Here is a 19,831-nt window from a genome sequence, read left to right as displayed (position 1 = left end):
ATTAGTTTCTTATTTTATTTCGAGACGGTTTTACCTTCTTTAATTCCATCACTCTTGACAACACTAATTATCGTTTTAAAGAAACACTTCACATCAATTCCGAATCCAATTTGATGAACATACTCTCCGTCTAATTTAGCTTTATCCTCTATAGTAATTTCATCTCTTCCATTAATTTGTGCCCAACCAGTTAATCCAGGCTTTACATCGTTAGCTCGATATTTATCTCTTTCTTCAATTAAATCATACTGATTCCAGAGTGCTGGCCTAGGACCAACTATACTCATTTCGCCTATGAAGATGTTCCAAATCTGTGGGAGTTCGTCAAGAGAAGTTTTTCTAAGAAATTTTCCTATCTTAGTAATGTATTGCTCTGGATTGTCTAATAAATGAGTGGGTGTATCTTGTGGTGAATTTAATCTCATTGTTCGGAACTTTAATATAAAAAAATGTTTTTTATGAATCCCTATTCTTTTTTGTTTAAAAAGAACGGGACCTTGGGATTCAAATTTTATTGCTATAATTAATATTAGGAATACTGGAGAAAATATAATAAGCCCAAATAAAGATAAAACAATATCGATTAACCTTTTAAATTTCATGTACATTATATACACCCTTACTTACTTATTTATTTTGCACCTAAGTATGAATTATCATGTTTTTTTCAAAGTCACTTGTAAGCTAATCATACGATTCCAGGTGCAGATTGATTATCGAAGCAACTGTAAAGAACTTTCAAATTTTCTTTTAAAAATCTCTTTTTTACTATTTTTTTACTTCATTCATTTGTACTTCTGTAAGTTGGTTTAGATAAATTAATAATTCTTCTCTTAAGACCTCATTATCCAAAGCAAATTCTATCGTAGTTTGTATAAACCCTAACTTCTCTCCAACATCAAATCGCTTACCTTCAAAATCGTAAGCATACACATTTTGAACTTGGTTTAACTCTTGAATAGCATCAGTTAACTGTATTTCTCCACCAGCACCAGCCTGCTGCTTATCTAAGAATCCAAAAATCTCAGGTGTGAGAACATAGCGTCCCATAATAGCTAGATTAGATGGTGCGGTACCTTGTTCTGGCTTTTCAACAAAATTACTAACCTGATAACGCCTGCCTTCTTGACCACTTGGATCAATAATTCCGTAGCGGTGTGTATTTTCTTCTGCCACTTGTTGAACTCCAATGACAGATGAGCCCGTTTCATCATACTGCTCCATTAACTGTTGAAGGCATGGTTTTTCTGCTTGGACGATGTCATCTCCGAGTAATACGGCGAATGGTTCGTCTCCTATGAAGTTACGAGCACACCATACAGCATGTCCTAACCCCTTTGGTTCTTTTTGACGTATATAATGAATTTCTACCTCGGAAGATTGGTTAATCTTATCTAACAGCTCGTATTTTCCTTTTTCTCGAAGGTTTTCTTCTAATTCGAAGTTACGATCAAAGTGGTCCTCTATGGATCGTTTCCCTTTACCTGTAACGATAATAATATCTTCAATTCCAGAAGCAATTGCCTCTTCTACGATATATTCAATCGTCGGTCTATCGACGATTGGTAGCATTTCCTTTGGCATTGCTTTTGTAGCAGGTAGGAATCGAGTTCCTAGACCTGCTGCTGGAATAATGGCTTTTCTTACTTTTTTCATCCTCGATCTCCTTCATTTGTCAGATAATTGAAATCAGACATGTTCCTTAATCGGTGAATCTACAAATTTATGGTTAGCTAATCCGATTAATGTTTCTTTTAATGTTGCTTTATCCATTTCAGGGAGCTTTTCCATTACGTATTTCAGCTCTGCTTCACTTATTGGGTTTGCTTTTCCTACATGGATTTTTGGGAAGACAAATCGACTTTGAATCTCGTTGTCGTTTAAAAGCTCCTCAAATAGTTTTTCTCCGGGTCTAATGCCAGAGTATTCAATGCCAATTTCTCCTTCTCTAAAGCCGGATAGTTTGATCAGGTTTTTGGCTAAGTCAACAATCTTGACTGGCTCTCCCATGTCTAACACAAACACTTCTCCACCACTTGCTAGGCTTCCCGCTTGTAAAACTAAGCGCGATGCTTCGGGTATTGTCATAAAGTATCTTGTCATTTCAGGGTCTGTTACAGTTATTGGTCCACCTGCAGCAATTTGCTTCTTAAAGAGAGGCACTACGCTTCCACGTGATCCTAATACATTCCCAAAACGAACAGCAGCAAACTTCGTATTGCTTTCCTTCGCGAGGTTTTGAACGATCATCTCGGCAAAGCGTTTCGTTGCGCCCATGACGTTTGGTGGGTTCACTGCTTTATCTGTGGAAATCATAACGAAGTACTCCACGCCAAACACATCCGCTGCCTCTGCAATATTCTTAGTTCCAAAAATATTGTTTTTCACTGCCTCCATTGGATTGTATTCCATTAACGGGACATGCTTATGTGCTGCGGCATGATAAATCACGTCCGGCTTGTATTCCGAAACAATGTCGAATATACGATTGCGGTCCTGCACATCTGCGATAATTGGAATTAATTTCGTTTCAGATGCAACCTTTTGACGCAATTCCATGTCTATTGTATAGATAGAATTTTCGCCATGGCCGAGAAGAATAATTTGTTCTGGGTTAAATCTTGCAACCTGTCTACAAATCTCTGAGCCGATGGAGCCGCCCGCTCCAGTAACTAGTATTCTTTTGCCAGTTAACTTCGAGGAGATGGTAGCCAAGTCTAGCTCTACCTCGTCTCGACCGAGTAAATCTTCAATCTTAACATCTCGTATTTCATTGATAGAGACCTTACCAGTTAGTAGGTCCTCAATCAGCGGCATCGTTTGTGTACGTATGCCTGTGTCTAAGCATTGCTGTAGTAGCATAGCCCGACGTGTTTTTTCCATGGAAGGTATGGCGATGATAATATGCTCAATGTTTTGCTCGAGCACAAAGTCCTCTACGCTATCCGTTCCACCAAGGACACGCATATTAAAAATGTCTAATCCCTTTTTGGCCACATCGTCGTCTAAAAAAGCGATTGGTCTAAGAGGTGAATCTACATTTTTTAGTAGCTGTCTGGCAATCATCGTACCGGCTGCTCCCGCTCCAATGATTAAGGTTCTTTTTTTCGTGTCATTTGCTTTTTGTCCGGTTATGAAAGTATCACGGAACACTCTCCACGAGAGTCTTGTCCCGCCGATCAGCAGTAAATGCAGCATCCATGTGATGAATAACGCTCTAAAGAGTACATCGCCCATGGCTAGCCATTGAATAACAGCAACGGTTAGGATAGAAAAGCTCACAGCCTTGAAAATAGAGAGCAACTCTCTAATGGAGGCATATTCCCACACCTTGCGATAGAGACCGTAGAACATTGCAAAGCTATGGTGGGCTACAAATATGGAAATCGCGCTAACCAACAGAACGAGATCCGTAAAGGGGTTGTCGATTGGATGCAATAAAAAATATCCTATATAGATAGAGAACAAAACTATACAGGAATCTACAAAAATCAGCATCGACATTCTTCTTTTTAATGACATGGAGCACTCTCCCATTCTAGTACCAGTGTATATACAACTTTCCAGTTACATATTATTATAGCACTTTTGATAGAAGAAGTTAGTTGTTTCAACGTCATGAAAATGAAACATTCTGTCATAACAAAGACTATTTTACTACCTCTATCATCGATATGATTTATTATACTAACATTTTTTATCAATAGCTCTATCAAAAATATGTAAAATATGAGCCGTACGTTCGTTATTTAATATTAATGTTATTTTTATAGTTCATTCGAACTTATTTTATTTTTACCTTTTACTGGTTTATTAAAGGGTCTTTGCGTTCATAAAGACAACAAAAATCTATTTAATAACAGTAAAAAAGTGATGATTCAAATATCCTCATCACTTCGACAAACCCTATTTTTTTACGAATATTACATTTCCATTAAAATAGACTCCACCAGTTTTTAGTGCTAGGAGACCCAGGCTCTAGCATAATGACCTCTCCATTTTCCATAATTCGTGCATTATTCTCCAAAAATATATCTACCGCATTCAATCTTTTATGTTTTTCCAAATAGCTTAGCCCAACATCAAATAAAAATGGGCGTGTTTTCAAATTATGTACGTCCGATCCATATGTATGGACTAAATTACAATCTACTAATTGTAGGGATTGTTTTTGAACTTTTTTCCCAAAATGTCCTGCGAGACTTCCTGCTGTTACTTGAGCAATGGCTCCATGATTAATAAGCTTCAACAGTCTCCCTGGATTTTCTGCAATCGCTTTGTTTCTCTCTGGATGAGCAATAACCGGGACTTTGTTTAAGCTTAAAATTCCTTGGATAATTGGAACTGTATACGCAGGTATACTAGAAGAAGGTAATTCTAATAGAACGTATTTGGAGCTGCCTAATGTAAAAGCCTCTCCAGATTCTACTTGTTGAATAGTAGATTCACCAATTCTAATTTCCTGACCTAACTTCAAATTGATCGAAATGCCTCTATCCTTTGCCAATTCTTGAATTTCATTAAATCTTTCCAAAACGATTTCTCTTTGAACATTAAATTGTGGGTGATAGCCATGTGGTGTTACGATAATATCAGTTAGCCCTTCTTTTTCCGCCTGATATAATAAACCAAGCGATTCTTCTAATGTAGCTGGCCCGTCATCCACTCCATAGAGTATATGAGCATGTATATCTACCATTTTATAACCTTTATCCCCTTTTTTGTAAATTAAAAGAGTGATTGGTATTGTTGCCCAATCACTCTCCCGAACCATAATATTGATAATAATGATCCTTTTGAAGAACGAAATTATTCAAAACGACTCCTAATATGTTCGCTTGGGAAGAAACTAATGCTTCCTTCGCCTTTACGACCGCTTCTTTTTCCGTTTCTCCAGAACTCATTACTAAGATTGTTCCATCGCATATGTTCGAAAGTATTTGTGCATCTGTCACAGATAATATCGGCGGTGCATCGAAAATGATTAGGTCATATTGTTCTTTTAATTGCTCAATTAGTTTTCCCATTGTATTGGAGCTTAGTAGCTCTGCAGGATTTGGAGGAATAGGACCACACGTAATAATGTGTAAGTTTTCCGTTTCGGTCTGCTTTAGCGCATCCTCTAGTAATACTTGTCTAGTTAACAAATTGGATAACCCTACTGTATTCGTTAAGTGAAACGTGTAGTGCACGGTCGGTTTACGCATATCCGCGTCTATTAACAGTACCTTCTTACCTTCCTGTGCAAATACTACCGCTGTGTTTGCAGCGACCGTCGATTTTCCTTCTCCTGGAGAGGCGGAAGTATATACTAATGTTTTAATCGGCTTGTCCGGCATGGAAAAATTGATATTTGTTCGAAGTGTTCGAAACTGCTCAGAAACAATCGATTTAGGGTTAGCTGCTGCGATGAGCTTTCTCGCTGCTGTTTGGATGATTTTCTTTTTTTTCTTAGCCATTTTATGCCCTCTTTCGTCTGCTTGCTACTTCAAGCTTCGTGCTTTGAAGATCTTTATCGGAAATAACACTGATCAGTCCCAATACTGGTAAGCCTAATACGTCCTCTACGTCCTGCTCATTTTTCACAGTCGTATCTAAATATTCCATTAGGAAGGCAATTCCTACTCCTAGCATTAAGCCGATAACTGCTCCAATCGCCATATTCAGCATCGGGTTGGGCTTCACTGGAGATGGATTATCCGATAGAATAGCCGGTGTTAACACACTGACGTTATCTACCTTCATCAAATTCTTAATCTCTGCTTGGAATACCTCGGCCGTCATATTGGCAATATCGACTGCTCGTTTTGGGTCTGGGTCCTGGACCGTAATATTGACTACCTGCGAGTTTTCCGCATTATTTACTGTAATCTGCTCCGTTAAGGCAGTAGTAGTTGTATCTAAATCTAACTCCTCAATAACTAAGGAAAGAATAGCTGGACTTTTAATAATGACATTGTATGTATTAATCAGCTGTAGGTTTGCTTGTATTTCCTGGGAGTTAAAGTTAGTTGCGTCTGTCTTCTCTTGGTTCACTAAAATTTGTGTCGAGGTTTGGTATATCGGTGTCAGTAATAGAAAACTAACGACACCACTAATTGTTATTGCTAAAATTGTCATGACAATGATGAGCCCTAATCTCTTTTTTAACGTCTTAAAAAGATCCTGGAGACTGATTGTTTCTTCCATTAATTGATAACTCCTTCTCTCTATCTTTTACGAATTTTGACTCAGTATAACATATATTATCTTTATTATTCTATCATAGGGCAGTATAATAAAACCATCTGAAATAAAATAATACCTATTTAACCAAACGGAGGTTATTACTTGAATTTACATAAGTCTATTATGCTAGTACTATCGATACTTTGTGTCATCATCTTAATATTGAGCTACTTTATGTGGAAGGATAAGCTAGAAAATGCACAGAATTTGTCAAAAACTGCTATAGATCCTCAAATTGAAAAGGTTCAAAAAGAGGAACCAACCTCCAGCGGGGAGACGACATCATTACCTGAAGAGCTAGAGTTAACAAGAGAAGAATTGGTCGCGGCACTTAGTAATGCTGATGCCAAAATACAGGAGCTAGTATTAGATCGATATGACCAGAGCGAGAATATTCAAATGCTTATTGTTGGTTCTACGGTTATGAATGATGGTAACCCTGGATACGGTCAGCAGCTTAGTGAGGCACTAACTAATACATATGGCAGCTTATTTGAGATTACACTTTCACCTTGGGATGTCACCTCAGAAGAGTTCGTGGAAACGCATTTAGAAGAAATCGCATGGGATACCGAATATGACTTAGTGCTAATGGAACCATTTACACTAAACAATAACGGGCTAGTGACAATCGAGGATGAGCATGATCATATTTTAGCCGTACAGGAAAGAGCTAGAGAGGAAGTTGAGGATACAATAGTGATGTTACAGCCCCCACATCCCTTCTATCAAGCTCAGTTCTATTTAACACAAGTTAGAGCATTGGAAACATTTGCAAACGACAATGATATCCCTTATATTAATCACTGGACTGACTGGCCAGCGACGGATGATGTGGCAATCACAGAATTTCTGACGGAAGATAACAGCCCAAATAGTGATGGTGCTAATTTGTGGAGTAGTTTTCTGAGTTCATACTTTACCAGTCAATAATGGAGGAAAACAGTGAAAAACAAGCGAAAAATATGGTCGTGGATACTTGGAATTAGTGGGATATTAGTAGTTGGTACTGTTTTGTTAGGGTATTTCCTATATAAAGATGTCACTGATACAGTGAAAGACATGCATGAGCCGATAGATCGAAAGGTTTCTGAGAAACGTACGGAGCCTGTTACATTCAAGGAAAAGGACCCCTTTTCTGTATTAGTGCTAGGTGTAGATGAGCGAGACAATGACAAGGGACGTTCCGATACGATGGTCGTCATGACCGTTAACCCTTTAACGAATACAACAACAATGGTCAGCATTCCGCGAGATACGTATACGGAAATCGTAGGAAAAGGCATACAAGACAAGATCAACCATGCATACGCATTTGGTGGGATTGAGATGTCTATGGCAACAACTGAAAACTTATTAGATATCCCGATTGACTATGTCGTTCAAGTGAACATGGAAAGCTTCCAGGACATAGTGGATGCTGTTGGTGGAATTACCGTAAATAATGACATCGACTTTGCTGCTGGTGGACATACCTTCGCTAAAGGGGCACTTTCCTTAAATGGCGAAGAGGCATTGTCCTTCATACGCATGCGCTATGAGGATCCACGTGGAGACTTCGGTCGCCAGGACAGACAAAAGCAAGTGATCCAGGGAGTTTTGAAGCAAGGTGCTTCTGTCGGAAGTATTATGAATTATAAGACCATCTTTGCTGCGTTAGGCAAAAATATACGAACAAATTTAACATTTGATGAAATGGTATCTATCCAATCCAATTACCGCGGAGCTGTAGGTAATGTCAATCAGCTCTATATCCAAAAAGGACAAGGTAAAATGATTAATGGCGTTTGGTACTATATAATGGACGAAAATGAGCTTGGCACGATTCAAACTACATTGAAGAGTGAGCTTGCGATGTAATAATAAAAAGGGCTGCCGTATATACTGGCAGCCTTTTTGTTTGATATTAATTACCCATCACTTGACTCAGAATCCCGTCACGGCGAGCCTTCTTCTTCGCTTCATACTCTTTTTTCATTGCCTTAGCTTGTGATTGATCATGCCCATTTGCTGCTAGGTCTTTTTCAACAGCTTTTAACACTGCGTTAAATACTTTATCTGTATTTCCCTCTAAGTCCTTGGCAGCCGCCATATATTTATTGTAGAAGTAACCGTAGTCGATACTTTCCCCGTTGGCTTTTTTCGTACTGTACTCCGTTTTAGCTCGTCCAACTAGTGCATTAATCTTGGTGTCTGCTTGGCTTTCGAGACCTTCCATTGCTGGACGATATTTCTCCATGATCGTATCTACTGACTCACTTTGTAAGGTAGAATCCGTGCCACCCACACTTGGCTTTGGAGAACTTGAAGTTCCAGAGCTTGCTGTTTTCCCAGTACTCTGAGAGGGTGTCGATGCATTATTAGAATTGGAAGCTGCACTTGCAGGACCGGAGACTGCTTGTGTATCACCATCTGAGGTACCTGTAGTTCCATTTGGTTCTGTTCCCTCAGTAGTTTCTTCTACAACTTCTCCATTTTCATCCATTAAGATCGTGATACCACCTGGGAGTTCCACCTTGTATGGTTCCTTCTCTACGATCTCTTTCACTTCCTCGTCTGCTACATCATATTCTTTGAAATTAAATAGATACAATAAGTACCCACCACCTGCAATAATAACGGCAAGAGCTATGATAGAAAATACTTTTAATTTTTTCATAGAATATCTCCTTTCCTAGTAAAAAGTACAACTAGTTTAGCACGATACTTAGTAGAATAGTGTCGAAATTAGTAAAAATATGTATAAAAGCCCATCCTTTATACAAGAAATGGGCTTTTTGAATTTAAACTTATTTAAAAGTTACAGAGAAAGTAACGTCAATAGCCGATCCGTTGTTCACTGTCACAGGAAGAGAATATGATTTACCTTTTAATTCGTCTGCAGATTTAATATCTGTAGGAATTTGGTTTTTAAGATAATTAACACCTTCTGGTGATAGTGGATTTAGACCGTTCACATGTGTTACGCCCACTTGTGTAACAAGCTGTGCAAAGAGACCTTTGCCTAAATAGCTATTAATCGCTTCAGGCTTTACGTCTTCTTTAATAGTTACTGTATAAGCATTTGCTCCAGTTTTCTCCACTGTTGCAATATCAGATTGAGTTGCATTTAAAGTGGCAATAATAGCCGCAACTTTTGTATCTAAAATTTGTTGCTGCTGAGCTGGTGTCGTCGTTCCACCATCTGCAGGCGGATTACCAGGGTTAGTGATTGGTGGCGTTGGTGCCGGTGTAATCGTACCATTCACCGCTTTACGAGCCTTGTCCACTTCTACAATAAGAGCAGCTGTGAATTTGTTCGTAGTTAAGCGAGGTAAAAGAGCTTCCACTTCCGCTAGTGAAGCTTTTGCTTCTGTCAATTTGTTTGTAGCTAAGAAATCATTGATTTTAACAAGCTCCATGTAGATTGTGACAGGAACCATTAACTCATCACGTTTTGCATCTGCAGGTTTTTTGTACTGCTCTAATAATAGATCGCGAGCTGCTTTACCAGAGAAACGGTATAGAATTGCAGTTCTACCTTTTAGCTGATAAGAAAGCTTATGGTACGCTTTTTCTACTGCCGCGAAGTCATTTCTTGCTTGTGCTTCGTTTAATTCATTCATGATTGGCACCAAGTATTTTGTCGCATAGTTATGCGCATCAATATATGGCACTAATCCTCCAGAAATTTTTTCATTATAAAGGGAATCGATTTCACCCAGCTTTGCATTCTTTTGAGCTGTGGAAAGTCCAGAAGCTCCTTGAATGGATTTTCGAGCATTTTGGTAATTTTTCTTTGCACTATTTAGAGCTGGATATAACGTGCTGCTCGGTACAAGCTTTCGTTCCAAGGAAGGATACACGTAGTGTGTAGTCGCCTTGTTCAATTCTGTTTTTACTTTGTTCACTGTTTGGTCAACCGAAGTTGCCCCCAGTGCAGCAGGTGCAAATGATAATACCGATGTTGTTAACAAAGCCGCTGCCACTGATTTTTTTACGAAGTTTTTACTCATAGTATTCCTCCTTTTATTTTTGGGTAATTATGAAAATATTACCTTCTACTCACGTTTCCATAATACCCTTAATTTTTAAACTCTTCAACTTATAACATAATAATATATTACAAAAATACTTATAAAATTACATATTATGTTTGTTTTACTTAGTGTTTGATAGAAAAATGGAGGACTTTAGGGAAATTTATAGTTTTTTAGCTAATTATATTGAGTTATTTCGACTTGCTTGAAAAAAAGAGGAACGCTATTAAGAATGAACTTACTACTACTTCATTATATGTATATACCAAAAGTGAATTTTTACCATTTTAGGTTACATTATGTAATCATTTTATAGTAATATTAGAGGTAATTCATTTATAGGAGGAACCTTACTTTTGAAAAAACTCACCATGATTATCACCTTGTTTATTTTGCTGTTATCTACCTTCAATACTGCCTCTGCTGCTGCATTGTTTAAGGATGTGGATGACTCCCATCCCGACAAAGCTGCCTACGATTACCTAGCAAATAAAGGTCTTATCATTACAAATGCCACTAGTAATTTTGGAGTCACCAAGGAAATAAATCGATTAGAGGCTGCCGAGCTACTTGTCGAAGCATTAAATATCGATACCAAAAAGCAATTTGATGTACTCATATCAGATTTTGATCGAGATCACCCAAGCTACCCAATAGTTGCTGCTTTAGTTGAAAAAGGGATAATGAATCTCGATGGTGATCATGCGTTTAATAGAGATCAGCCATTTTCTCGTGGCGAGGCTGCCGTCTTTTTAGTTCAAGGCTTTGGTTTGACTGGAACGGTTTCGAAGACTTTTCAAGACGTGCTACCGGAGTATTGGGTATCGGATGCTATCAAAACTCTTCAATCCCACAACATCATAAGCTCGACTACCGACAATACATTTCGACCACTCGAAAATGTGACAAAAGGAGATTTCGTCGTTTGGTTAGCTCATAGTATGGAGCCAAGTTTACGTAAGATAACTGCTCAACCAGCCCAGCCCGTCCCTCCTGCAAAATCTTGCGAAAAGCCAAGCAACAAGAAAATAGTGAAGGTAAACGTCCAGGTCACCTCTCTTTGGAAGACGCCAAACGCGTATCGTGCAGTAGATAAGCCGTCGATTTCTGCTCCAGTGGATATCCATAAATGGACGAAAAATATGAGCATCAAGGAAAAATGGTGGCTAGTAAATAAAGTCGACACCCAAGCACTGTTTGGTGACGAGGTTACGATTTTAAAGACAAGTGGTAGCTGGGTTAAAATTGCTATTAAGGATCAATATGTTCCTCACCAAAAGGAAGGTTATCCAGGATGGGTTCCAAAATCACATATTTATGAAACTATAAAGGACTATTCCGATTGTGCCATTGCCGTTGTAAATGCAAAAAGCACAACACTCTATAGCGACACTGCTAAGAAGAATAAATATATCAGCATTAGCTACTCTACTATCCTTCCAGTAGTCAAAGAGGAGGGCGACTGGCTGCATGTACAGACGCCACAAAACGGCGTGAAGTATATGCTAAAGAAAGACTCTAAGATTTTCAAAAACTACAAATCTATTCCGAAGCCGACTCAAAAGGATATTGTAAACAGCGCTAAAATGTTTTTAAACCTCCCATACCTTTGGGCTGGTACGTCCTCTTATGGCTATGACTGCTCAGGCATCATCTATTCTGTATATAAAAATCATGGAATCATTATTCCAAGGGATTCCTTCGTTCAAGCAACAAAAGGGATTGCTGTAAAGAAAGCCAACCTCCAGCCGGGGGATCTAGTATTCTTCGCTGGCAACCGTGGGAAAGGAAAGGTATATCACGTAGGGCTTTACGTAGGCGAGGGTAAAATGCTGCATGCACCGAGCTCTTCCTCTAAAGTAAGAATCGAGTCGATGAATGCTGGGACTTTTAAGACGAATTATGCAGGGGCACGAAGATATTTGAATTAATACTTAACACTTTTATACCCTTCACTTTTGTGGAGGGTTTTTTATGTTTTTTCGGCAAAATGTGTATATCTAGCTAACAACAGTAGTTAAAAATCTACAAAATATACTATGTTCCGTTTATATACCCCATTAAATTTATTATATTAAAATACTAAAAAAAGCACTCCTATTGGAGTGCTCTTTTTTTCGATTATGGCTTGTACCTTAACATTCCTCAATATTATAAATGAAAAACTCTTAACAAAACTCAGTTTTAGCTAATTGAAAACTATTTTAATATTAGTAAGTACTTAAGAAATGCAATGTAATATTTATCATTCATTTGCTATTTTCATTACTCTTAGAAATCCTTAAAAACCATTTTTTGTAAATTCACTTCTCATCGAGGAGGGGCAACTAATCAGGGCAATTTTTATTGTTTTCATAATACTTTTATGCAGTTGTAATAGTGAGCCGGTCAGCAGTAATCCAATAACTAAGGATGAGGTAAAAGAAATAAATGAAAAGGAAGAAGAGGTGGAAATCATCAAGCATCCAACTGAGCCAGCAATAGTAGAAGTACCATATGTGGATCAGCACACTGAAGCTGGCTGGAGGCTTACCTTTCGAGATGAATTTGACGTGAGTCAGGTCTCCTCTACTAACTGGAACCTTTTAAATAGTGGCTACAAAGATCATGGTAGATTACATCACTACTTACCAGATGAGGTAACCTCCGATTCTGGTGTTCTAAAGCTAGAGGTTAGTGATACCCCCTATGAAAGCTACCCTTACCGTTCCGGAGCCGTTACGACACAGGGCTTACACGAGCAAATGTATGGAAAGTTTGAAATAAGAGCGAGATTTCCTAAAGGTCAGGGGCTATTCCCTGCTATCTGGCTGCTCCCTACCGACCATTCATCTTATCCGGAAATCGACATAGTGGAGATGCTTGGCCAATTGCCAAATGAGCTTTGGCATGTCGCTCATCAGAAGAAAGGTAGCCGTGCATTTCATCTGAATGAACAAATAGATGGTTCCGAGTGGCATACGTATACGCTCGATTGGTCACCGGATGAGCTCATTTTTTATATAGATGACGAAATAACCTTCCGAATAAGTAATGTTTCTCATACAGAAATGTATTTACTCATGAATGTAACAGTTGGTGGTACATGGGTTGGTGACCCAAACGCAACAACACAATTTCCAGCCTATATGGAAGTGGATTACGTAAGAATTTATCAAAAATAATAAATAGAGAAAGAAGGATTTATTTGGATTTACTATCTATTGGCTTAATCATAATTTTTATACTTTATTTGCTCCTACAATTAAAGTATATATACAGCTCTCTGAATACAACTAAAACGAAGCTTCTTATTCTGCCGGAGAAAAAGATTTCTGTATTAATCCCAGCCTACAATGAGGAGCTGGTTCTCAAGCAATGCTTAGATAGCTGGTTTAGGTTGGACTATATGAAAAAAGAGGCCATCTTTATAAATGACGGGTCTACTGATTCTACCTTGAAGGTATTACAGGAGATGCTTGACCTAGAGGATGCGCTTAGAGACTCTGCTAGTCTCTTAGATTCTGGGGTGATTAAAAATGTTTACCTAAGTAAAAAATATCCTGACATTCTAGTTGTGGATCAGTATAACGGCGGGAAATCAGCAGCCTTAAACACAGGAATATCTATAGCGACTGGTGAAATTGTCATCACCTTGGATGCTGACTCTATATTAGAAAAGAATAGCTTAAACAAGATCAATGAAGCATTTGTTGATCCAAAGGTGATAGCCGGTGGCGGGATGGTCCACGTCGGACAGCAAATAAATAAACAAGGCCTTATTCATTACACTAAAAACTGGATTATAAAGTATCAGGTTTCTGGTTATCTTTCATCCTTTTACGTAAGGAAGGTCACACAAGCGAAACTAAATGTGTTAAATGTAGTGTCTGGGGCCTTCGGGGCATTTAGAAGAGATGTCCTTAAACAAATTGGTGGTTATCGGGATACGCTTGGTGAGGATATGGAGATCACCTTCCGACTTCAAAAATATATACACAATAGAAATTTGGGAGAAAAAATGATTTTTATACCCGAGGCTGTCTGTTACACAGAAGTTCCAGAGAATTTTGCATCCCTCATGCATCAGCGTATTCGCTGGCAAAAGGGATTCATAGATTGCATTAATTTATATAAGAAAGACTTTTTCATTAACTTGGGTAAGAAGTTTTCTAGTTTTCTCTTATTTGAATCAATCACGCTTAGTATAGTGGGGACAGTAGCACTCGTCATATTTCCAATCTCCATCATACTCGGAAACGTATCCGGCATTACATTTTTGTTGATGGCTATCGCTTGGTTTAGTGAGTTTATACTCCGTTTAGTGGCAGTTCAAAGAGCAGGACATTACGGCTATAAATTTTCTGTTTTACACTGGCTTCGTATCATCCTATTCACGATGTGGGAGTCCATCACCTATCGCTTTCTGGACACCTTTTTCTTTACTTACGGCACTATTTTATACTTTTTCGGAAGCAGAACCAATTGGAACAAGCTAACTAGAAGCGGTGCAGTACATTTTGAAGACATCGAGCCTGCAAAGGTAATTGCCCAATAAACTAAAGTGATAGATAAATAAACTTCTACTGTAGATAAAGAGGCGATTTCAATTAGAGAGATATTCACTGTCATTAGTATAATTGGATTGATAATCATGGGGTTGCTTGTATTCGAGCCTTTTCGTACCGAGCCTCCCTTACCTTCTATTACGGCAGGCGACACACATATCTCTACTACACAAGGTTACTATTGTTGGAGTGGAATCCTGTCTACTGCCTGCGCTAACCCAGTCAGACCGTTAGACTCTCCTACCTCGGTTTCGCCAGGAGAAGAAATTAACATAGAATTTAGGATGAAACCAGTTGCGGAATCCCTGAAGGTGGAGCAAGGCAAAAATAATGTCACTCAAATTCCGATTCATGATCATATCTTCGTAGCTCCAAAAGAAAAAGGGCTCTATCTCTACAATCTGACAGCTTTCTGGAACAATGGAGATGGGAACTATGCTTTTTCGATTATCGTGGAATAGAAAGCAAGAATCCATTCTAAAATAAAATGGATTCTTGCTATTTCTATTCATTCACTCTTGTCGGTGTTGCTTCTTTAACGATAATGACACCATCATATGCTTCATTTGGCGTCATTTCGATTGTATAGAACATCTTCAAAAACTTGTACCAGTAACGGAAGTCATCTCCGATATTAGCCATCTTTTGCTCCTTCGATATAATATCCTTTAATACCTCCGACTCTTCTGCTTTTTCAAAATCCACATAGAAAATATTGGACTCTACCTTTCTAAAGGCATCGGTTAAGTCATTGTTGTTTTTTACTTTATAGTCTTTACGCTCTCCACTGCCATTTTTGGACTGAAACTTGCTCTCGGTGAAGTCCGTACCAATTGCAAAGTACGCTTCTCCATATTGCTCGTCTAAATAATGCCCCATCGATTTGTAGCCAGCTACCGATGCAGACGTTTTTTCCACATGTCCGTTATGACCATTAAAGAAAACCTTCTCGTTGCCACGGGCTGTCTCGAACTCCATGATCCATTGCAGATTTTGAGCCAGGTATTCATCTCGTAGCTGCATATAATCCTTTTCATTTAAGAATAGCTGAGTACGCTGCCTCATGATTTGAGCATATTGTAGCGCAAGAGAGTGAGCTTCTTTATTTGATTTCTCTATATAAGCTGCTTCGTTAGATTGTAAATCTTGAATAATCTCTTCTACTGTTTGATTGATATCATTTAGCTGCTCTGTTGTTAGTTCACGCATGCTCTCATTAGAAACTTGCTCGAGCTTTGATTCATAGTTCGTCAACGCATTTTCGTTAACCGTTTGGTAAAAGTCCAGCACGCCTTTTTTGCTATAGTCATAGCGCTGCATATCGTTTCCGTAAAAGTAAATCTTCTCTTCCTCGCTTGCGGTTGCGTTATAATCATGCATCCATTGTACGAGATTGACCATTTGCTCTGTTTTATAAATAGCGTAGTCCAGCGTGTTTACCGCTTCTTCAGCTGTGCCCGTTCCATTTAAGATGAAATCGTTTATTTGCTGGCCGCCACCAAAGTCACCCTCGATGACGAATACTCGAACGTTTTCTTGTTTGATTAGCGATTCAAATACACCTTTTTTCAGCTCTTGAAACTCCACATTCCCATGTGTCGCCTCCCCTAAGCCGATGACCTTCACACCGTCCGGGATATCCATCGCTTCTACGGTTGAAATAAATGATTCTGCGTTATCAGCTGCTTTACTGCTGCACCCCGTCAATATAACTGCAAGCAAGATAACCATAACTACTATAAAATTCCGTTCCATTTTTTATACCGCCTTCCTTTGAAAATAGATATATCCTCCAATGAAGAATAATAAAAAGCTTCCGCCCACTACCGTTAATAATTGATCCCATGGAACGAAGAACGTATCACTCGTGTCCCCTCCGATATACATCATCAAAAATGGCTGAGCCCACGGATAGAATGAGCCAAGGCGCTCGGAGTTTACAACTAGTATCGTAGGCAATGTTAAAATTACATTAACCGCGAACGGTGCCGCAAAGCTCTTGAACATGATAGCCATCCATAGCTGTAATGCGACTAACGGTAATGTCGCCACCCATCCCCCGACTAAGCTTTTCCATACAATTTGCATGGGAAATGGATCGGTGAACCCTTGCATGATACCTACTACGTAAAGGGAAGCAAAAAATAATAATTGAATGACCAGCACTAGCAATAATAACAATATATACTTCGCTGCAAATACTTTTCCTCTTGTCCCTGGCAATGCGAGCAGCTGCTTCCAGCCCCCTGCCTGATGCTCGTATCTACAAATCACACTTGCTAAAACTCCTGTTAACAAAGGTAAAAATAGTAAGCCATACGTAAAATTCATCGTTAGTAAGGATAGATACCATTCATTTACACGGTCATCTGAAAAACCGTTAGTAAATCCAAGAAAAATACCAACAAGGGGCACGGTCAAGATCATGAACAAAATTTTGGAATGGCGAAACTTAAACCATTCTGATTGTAAAATCGAGAGCATTTATTTCACGTCCCTTCTCATAAAGTCGAGCATTCCTGCGATATACAATACAAGCCCTACCCCAACCCCAAGCAGGACATTAATGATTGGCTCATCCCACTCATTCATCAAAGATGGCCACTTCCAAATCATCCAGTCTGGTAAAACGAAGGCCGAATAGGCAAAAATGACACCTAACACTCCTGTTGTAATGGGAATACCTTGGTTTTGACTGACGGACGCAATCCATAGCTGTAGCGCTAGTACTGGCAGAGCTGCCAAATAAGGATAAAAGCTATATTTGAGTAGCTCCAAGTAAGGAATGTCATCTCCCAAGTTCAGAAAAATGCCATATACTAAAGAAAATATTCCTACAAGCAAGGAGGATACAAAAAGCAGGCTTGCGAGAACCGTGAACTTCGATAAATACACGCCCATTTTGGAGACCGGCAATGAAATCAGCTGCTTCCAAGCATTCGTCTCATTTTCTATACTTGCTATAAATGAAGTTAAAATAGCGATTCCTAATACAAGTGCTAATGGGGTAAACGAGTGTACGTTTGCTAAATAATAGCCCCAATCATCATCACTTTGCTTTAGTAAATAATCTTTCCGAACGCCGTAGTTGACCATTTGCAGCGCAATCACTCCGAACGGCCCTAAAAATGCTAGAAACCATAATCCTTTTCGTTTTATCTTCAAAAAGTCTGCCTTTATTAGTTTTCCAATCATACGAACTGCTCCTCTGCGGTCATTTGAAGGAACGTATCTTCAAGCGATCTTTTTTCCTCTTCCACTCGGTAAATGGAGTAGCCTCCGTGCACGAGGGTCTGGATTGCCTTCGCTACTTTTTCATCGGAATGCTCGGACAGTAGGATAACCCCTTCCTGCCATTCTGCTTTTATCCCGTTCCCTAATAACGAACGCCATGCCTGCTCACTATTGCTCACCTTCAGTAAAATCTTTTGCTTCGCATGCATGCGGAGAGCCTCGATGGAGTCCTGGTAAATCATTTTTCCTTTTGAAACGATTCCAACGGTCGTCGCCATTTGGTCAATCTCGGACAATAAATGACTGGAGATTAAAATAGTCATCCCAGTTTCAGCGGGCAGCTGTTTGATTAGGTTACGAATTTCTATAATGCCGGATGGGTCCAATCCGTTTGTTGGCTCGTCTAATATTAATAGCTCCGGACTGTTTAATAAGGAAGCCGCTATTCCTAAGCGTTGCTTCATTCCTAGCGAGAATCCTTTGACCTTTTTATTGGCCACCTCAGATAATCGGACAATTTCTAATACCTCATGGATTCTTGATGTCGGTACCCCTAGGATCTTCCGTAATGCCTCTAAATTTTCATACGCCGTTAAATGGGGATAGTATGATGGGTTCTCTACTAGGGAGCCCACTCTTTTTAAAATATTGATGCGCTCTTTATGTAAATCCTTTTCAAAGATTTGAATTGTGCCGGACGACGACTTCATCAGCCCTAACAGCATACGGATCGTCGTTGTCTTCCCCGCTCCATTCGGTCCTAAAAATCCGTAAATCTCTCCTTTACGTATTTTCATATTTAGCCCTTCTACGGCTACTTCCTTTCCAAAACGTTTTGATAAATTATTTGTTTGTACTACATATTCCATTTCCCTCACCTCTTTATCTATGTTAAAGATGAAAGGTTAAAAGAACGTAAGGGGAAAGGTTAAATTTTGTTTAAAAATGGTGGTGGGAATGGGCGCTATACAATGGGAGCTTGTTATATTGAAAGTATTTGAATATTCAGGTATTTATTGTGTTAAAATACATTATATAGAAATGAACATTACAGGTAGAAAGGGGTGTTGAATGATGACTGTCGATATGTATATTGCTTTAGTTTTTTTACTAATGGTTATCAGTTTCGTTTTACAGTACTTCTTAAGACGGAAATATAACATTACTACTCCTGATAGATTTTTTAAATTTGTGAATAATACACATAAATGGATAGAAATATTCTTGTTTGTTCTAGTAATTATTATCATTGGTTTATTTTGGTTTGTGCAGCATTGGGTATGGGTCTATTTACTAATTACTATTGGCGTTGTTTTACTTAGTCTCCGCGCTTATGTAGAATATAAATACGAACGAGAAGAAAGACAATATATTATTACCCTTGTCAATCTTGTAACCTCTTGTGTACTCTTTGTTCTATTATTGGTTAATTATAGCTGACAATGATTGTAGAAAATAAGGCAAAGGAAAAACGCATAGACGTAATGGTCTATGCGTTTTTCGGTTACTTATTTAGTTATATTTTTTCCTCATACTGCATTACTTGTATTTCTTCCACTTGATCTTCTTTGACTGACCGATTATTCGAGATAACCGACCGATTCTTGACCTGAACCGACCGATTATTCGAAGAAACCGACCGATTATTGACTCGAACCGACCGATTACGAGCAAAAACCGACCGTTTCCAATTAAAAAGGCCACCTTGGTAGGCTTATCACCCTTGTAGATTCTGGTACCTAGAGTGTTAACAAGAATCGCGATTGTACAATGTGAAATATGCATAATAAAACGCATAGACGT

General features: G+C 38.7%; 19 protein-coding genes. 7 read left to right on the top strand and 12 right to left on the bottom strand.

Translation table 11 applies throughout. The features are described from left to right. Positions 1 to 14: 14 nt before the first annotated feature. The 6 genes from M3627_RS00895 to M3627_RS00870 all read right to left on the bottom strand — a co-directional run bounded on the left by M3627_RS00895 (position 15) and on the right by M3627_RS00870 (position 6,189). On the bottom strand, positions 15 to 608 hold the full coding sequence (locus M3627_RS00895) for a sugar transferase (protein WP_251552602.1): 594 nt from the start codon (positions 606 to 608) through the stop codon (positions 15 to 17). 160 nt (positions 609 to 768) lie between these two features. After that, positions 769 to 1,656 carry a UTP--glucose-1-phosphate uridylyltransferase GalU gene (gene galU, locus M3627_RS00890; protein ID WP_251552600.1) on the bottom strand — a complete coding sequence of 296 codons (888 nt, stop codon included), beginning with the start codon at positions 1,654 to 1,656 and terminating at the stop codon, positions 769 to 771. A gap of 33 nt (positions 1,657 to 1,689) precedes the next feature. Then, complete coding sequence (locus M3627_RS00885) at positions 1,690 to 3,522, bottom strand: polysaccharide biosynthesis protein (RefSeq protein WP_251552599.1); 1,833 nt, start codon at positions 3,520 to 3,522, stop codon at positions 1,690 to 1,692. Between the two features lie 412 nt (positions 3,523 to 3,934). Beyond that, positions 3,935 to 4,699: a tyrosine-protein phosphatase gene (locus M3627_RS00880; RefSeq protein WP_251552598.1), complete on the bottom strand. Its 765-nt coding sequence runs from the start codon at positions 4,697 to 4,699 to the stop codon at positions 3,935 to 3,937. Positions 4,700 to 4,757: 58 nt separating this feature from the next. Next, positions 4,758 to 5,459: a CpsD/CapB family tyrosine-protein kinase gene (locus M3627_RS00875; RefSeq protein ID WP_251552597.1), complete on the bottom strand. Its 702-nt coding sequence runs from the start codon at positions 5,457 to 5,459 to the stop codon at positions 4,758 to 4,760. 1 nt (position 5,460) lies between these two features. Then, positions 5,461 to 6,189 carry a YveK family protein gene (locus tag M3627_RS00870; RefSeq protein ID WP_251552596.1) on the bottom strand — a complete coding sequence of 243 codons (729 nt, stop codon included), beginning with the start codon at positions 6,187 to 6,189 and terminating at the stop codon, positions 5,461 to 5,463. 141 nt (positions 6,190 to 6,330) lie between these two features. Between M3627_RS00870 and M3627_RS00865 the strand changes: the two genes are divergently transcribed. Both M3627_RS00865 and M3627_RS00860 read left to right on the top strand, forming a co-directional pair. Further along, positions 6,331 to 7,161, top strand: coding sequence for an SGNH/GDSL hydrolase family protein (locus M3627_RS00865; protein WP_251552595.1), 831 nt, complete (start codon positions 6,331 to 6,333; stop codon positions 7,159 to 7,161). Positions 7,162 to 7,173: 12 nt separating this feature from the next. After that, positions 7,174 to 8,088: an LCP family glycopolymer transferase gene (locus M3627_RS00860; RefSeq protein ID WP_251552594.1), complete on the top strand. Its 915-nt coding sequence runs from the start codon at positions 7,174 to 7,176 to the stop codon at positions 8,086 to 8,088. A gap of 46 nt (positions 8,089 to 8,134) precedes the next feature. On the opposite strand, the gene M3627_RS00855 is transcribed toward M3627_RS00860, so the two are convergent. Together M3627_RS00855 and M3627_RS00850 are read right to left on the bottom strand one after the other, a co-directional pair. Continuing rightward, complete coding sequence (locus tag M3627_RS00855; protein ID WP_251552593.1) at positions 8,135 to 8,887, bottom strand: hypothetical protein; 753 nt, start codon at positions 8,885 to 8,887, stop codon at positions 8,135 to 8,137. 130 nt (positions 8,888 to 9,017) lie between these two features. Then, positions 9,018 to 10,223 carry a hypothetical protein gene (locus M3627_RS00850; protein ID WP_251552592.1) on the bottom strand — a complete coding sequence of 402 codons (1,206 nt, stop codon included), beginning with the start codon at positions 10,221 to 10,223 and terminating at the stop codon, positions 9,018 to 9,020. Positions 10,224 to 10,603: 380 nt separating this feature from the next. On the opposite strand from M3627_RS00850, the gene M3627_RS00845 reads away from it, so the two are divergent. The 4 genes from M3627_RS00845 (at position 10,604) to M3627_RS00830 (ending at position 15,255) form a co-directional block, all read left to right on the top strand. Then, on the top strand, positions 10,604 to 12,178 hold the full coding sequence (locus M3627_RS00845) for an NlpC/P60 family protein (protein WP_251552591.1): 1,575 nt from the start codon (positions 10,604 to 10,606) through the stop codon (positions 12,176 to 12,178). 516 nt (positions 12,179 to 12,694) lie between these two features. After that, a complete protein-coding gene (locus tag M3627_RS00840) occupies positions 12,695 to 13,411 on the top strand; it encodes a glycoside hydrolase family 16 protein (protein ID WP_483315269.1) in 717 nt (238 codons plus the stop codon). A gap of 23 nt (positions 13,412 to 13,434) precedes the next feature. Further along, a complete protein-coding gene (locus M3627_RS00835) occupies positions 13,435 to 14,784 on the top strand; it encodes a glycosyltransferase family 2 protein (protein WP_251552590.1) in 1,350 nt (449 codons plus the stop codon). A 96-nt stretch (positions 14,785 to 14,880) separates the two neighbouring features. Then, positions 14,881 to 15,255: a hypothetical protein gene (locus M3627_RS00830; protein WP_251552589.1), complete on the top strand. Its 375-nt coding sequence runs from the start codon at positions 14,881 to 14,883 to the stop codon at positions 15,253 to 15,255. Between the two features lie 43 nt (positions 15,256 to 15,298). Here the strand turns inward: M3627_RS00830 and M3627_RS00825 are convergent, their stop codons facing one another. The 4 genes from M3627_RS00825 to M3627_RS00810 are packed head-to-tail and all read right to left on the bottom strand — an operon-like array spanning position 15,299 to position 18,897. Next, positions 15,299 to 16,549 (bottom strand): erythromycin esterase family protein, encoded by a 1,251-nt coding sequence (locus tag M3627_RS00825; protein WP_251552588.1) that lies wholly within the window; start codon positions 16,547 to 16,549, stop codon positions 15,299 to 15,301. 3 nt (positions 16,550 to 16,552) lie between these two features. Further along, positions 16,553 to 17,278 carry an ABC transporter permease gene (locus tag M3627_RS00820; RefSeq protein WP_251552587.1) on the bottom strand — a complete coding sequence of 242 codons (726 nt, stop codon included), beginning with the start codon at positions 17,276 to 17,278 and terminating at the stop codon, positions 16,553 to 16,555. Then, positions 17,279 to 17,989: an ABC transporter permease gene (locus M3627_RS00815; protein ID WP_251552586.1), complete on the bottom strand. Its 711-nt coding sequence runs from the start codon at positions 17,987 to 17,989 to the stop codon at positions 17,279 to 17,281. Beyond that, on the bottom strand, positions 17,986 to 18,897 hold the full coding sequence (locus M3627_RS00810) for an ABC transporter ATP-binding protein (RefSeq protein ID WP_251552585.1): 912 nt from the start codon (positions 18,895 to 18,897) through the stop codon (positions 17,986 to 17,988). The genes M3627_RS00815 and M3627_RS00810 overlap by 4 nt, the downstream gene beginning before the upstream one ends. A gap of 202 nt (positions 18,898 to 19,099) precedes the next feature. Between M3627_RS00810 and M3627_RS00805 the strand changes: the two genes are divergently transcribed. Next, the gene (locus M3627_RS00805) at positions 19,100 to 19,468 is read left to right on the top strand and encodes a DUF4181 domain-containing protein (RefSeq protein ID WP_251552584.1); all 369 of its coding nucleotides are present in this window, start codon (positions 19,100 to 19,102) and stop codon (positions 19,466 to 19,468) included. The last annotated feature ends 363 nt before the right edge of the window (positions 19,469 to 19,831 follow it).

The sequence above is a fragment of the Psychrobacillus sp. MER TA 171 genome (assembly GCF_023713305.1).
In the GTDB taxonomy this organism is placed as follows: Bacteria; Bacillota; Bacilli; order Bacillales_A; family Planococcaceae; genus Psychrobacillus.
This window is presented reverse-complemented; position numbering and strand designations above follow the sequence as displayed.

Bases quoted from the DNA above. Each gene is read 5' to 3' on its own strand.
- M3627_RS00895 (WP_251552602.1), bottom strand. From the start codon at position 608: ATGTACATGAAATTTAAAAGGTTAATCGATATTGTTTTATCTTTATTT.
- M3627_RS00885 (WP_251552599.1), bottom strand. From the start codon at position 3,522: ATGTCATTAAAAAGAAGAATGTCGATGCTGATTTTTGTAGATTCCTGT.
- M3627_RS00810 (WP_251552585.1), bottom strand. From the start codon at position 18,897: ATGGAATATGTAGTACAAACAAATAATTTATCAAAACGTTTTGGAAAG.
- M3627_RS00850 (WP_251552592.1), bottom strand. From the start codon at position 10,223: ATGAGTAAAAACTTCGTAAAAAAATCAGTGGCAGCGGCTTTGTTAACA.
- M3627_RS00820 (WP_251552587.1), bottom strand. From the start codon at position 17,278: ATGCTCTCGATTTTACAATCAGAATGGTTTAAGTTTCGCCATTCCAAA.
- M3627_RS00825 (WP_251552588.1), bottom strand. From the start codon at position 16,549: ATGGAACGGAATTTTATAGTAGTTATGGTTATCTTGCTTGCAGTTATA.
- M3627_RS00830 (WP_251552589.1), top strand. From the start codon at position 14,881: ATGGGGTTGCTTGTATTCGAGCCTTTTCGTACCGAGCCTCCCTTACCT.
- M3627_RS00875 (WP_251552597.1), bottom strand. From the start codon at position 5,459: ATGGCTAAGAAAAAAAAGAAAATCATCCAAACAGCAGCGAGAAAGCTC.
- galU (WP_251552600.1), bottom strand. From the start codon at position 1,656: ATGAAAAAAGTAAGAAAAGCCATTATTCCAGCAGCAGGTCTAGGAACT.
- M3627_RS00815 (WP_251552586.1), bottom strand. From the start codon at position 17,989: ATGATTGGAAAACTAATAAAGGCAGACTTTTTGAAGATAAAACGAAAA.
- M3627_RS00855 (WP_251552593.1), bottom strand. From the start codon at position 8,887: ATGAAAAAATTAAAAGTATTTTCTATCATAGCTCTTGCCGTTATTATT.
- M3627_RS00805 (WP_251552584.1), top strand. From the start codon at position 19,100: ATGATGACTGTCGATATGTATATTGCTTTAGTTTTTTTACTAATGGTT.
- M3627_RS00880 (WP_251552598.1), bottom strand. From the start codon at position 4,699: ATGGTAGATATACATGCTCATATACTCTATGGAGTGGATGACGGGCCA.
- M3627_RS00870 (WP_251552596.1), bottom strand. From the start codon at position 6,189: ATGGAAGAAACAATCAGTCTCCAGGATCTTTTTAAGACGTTAAAAAAG.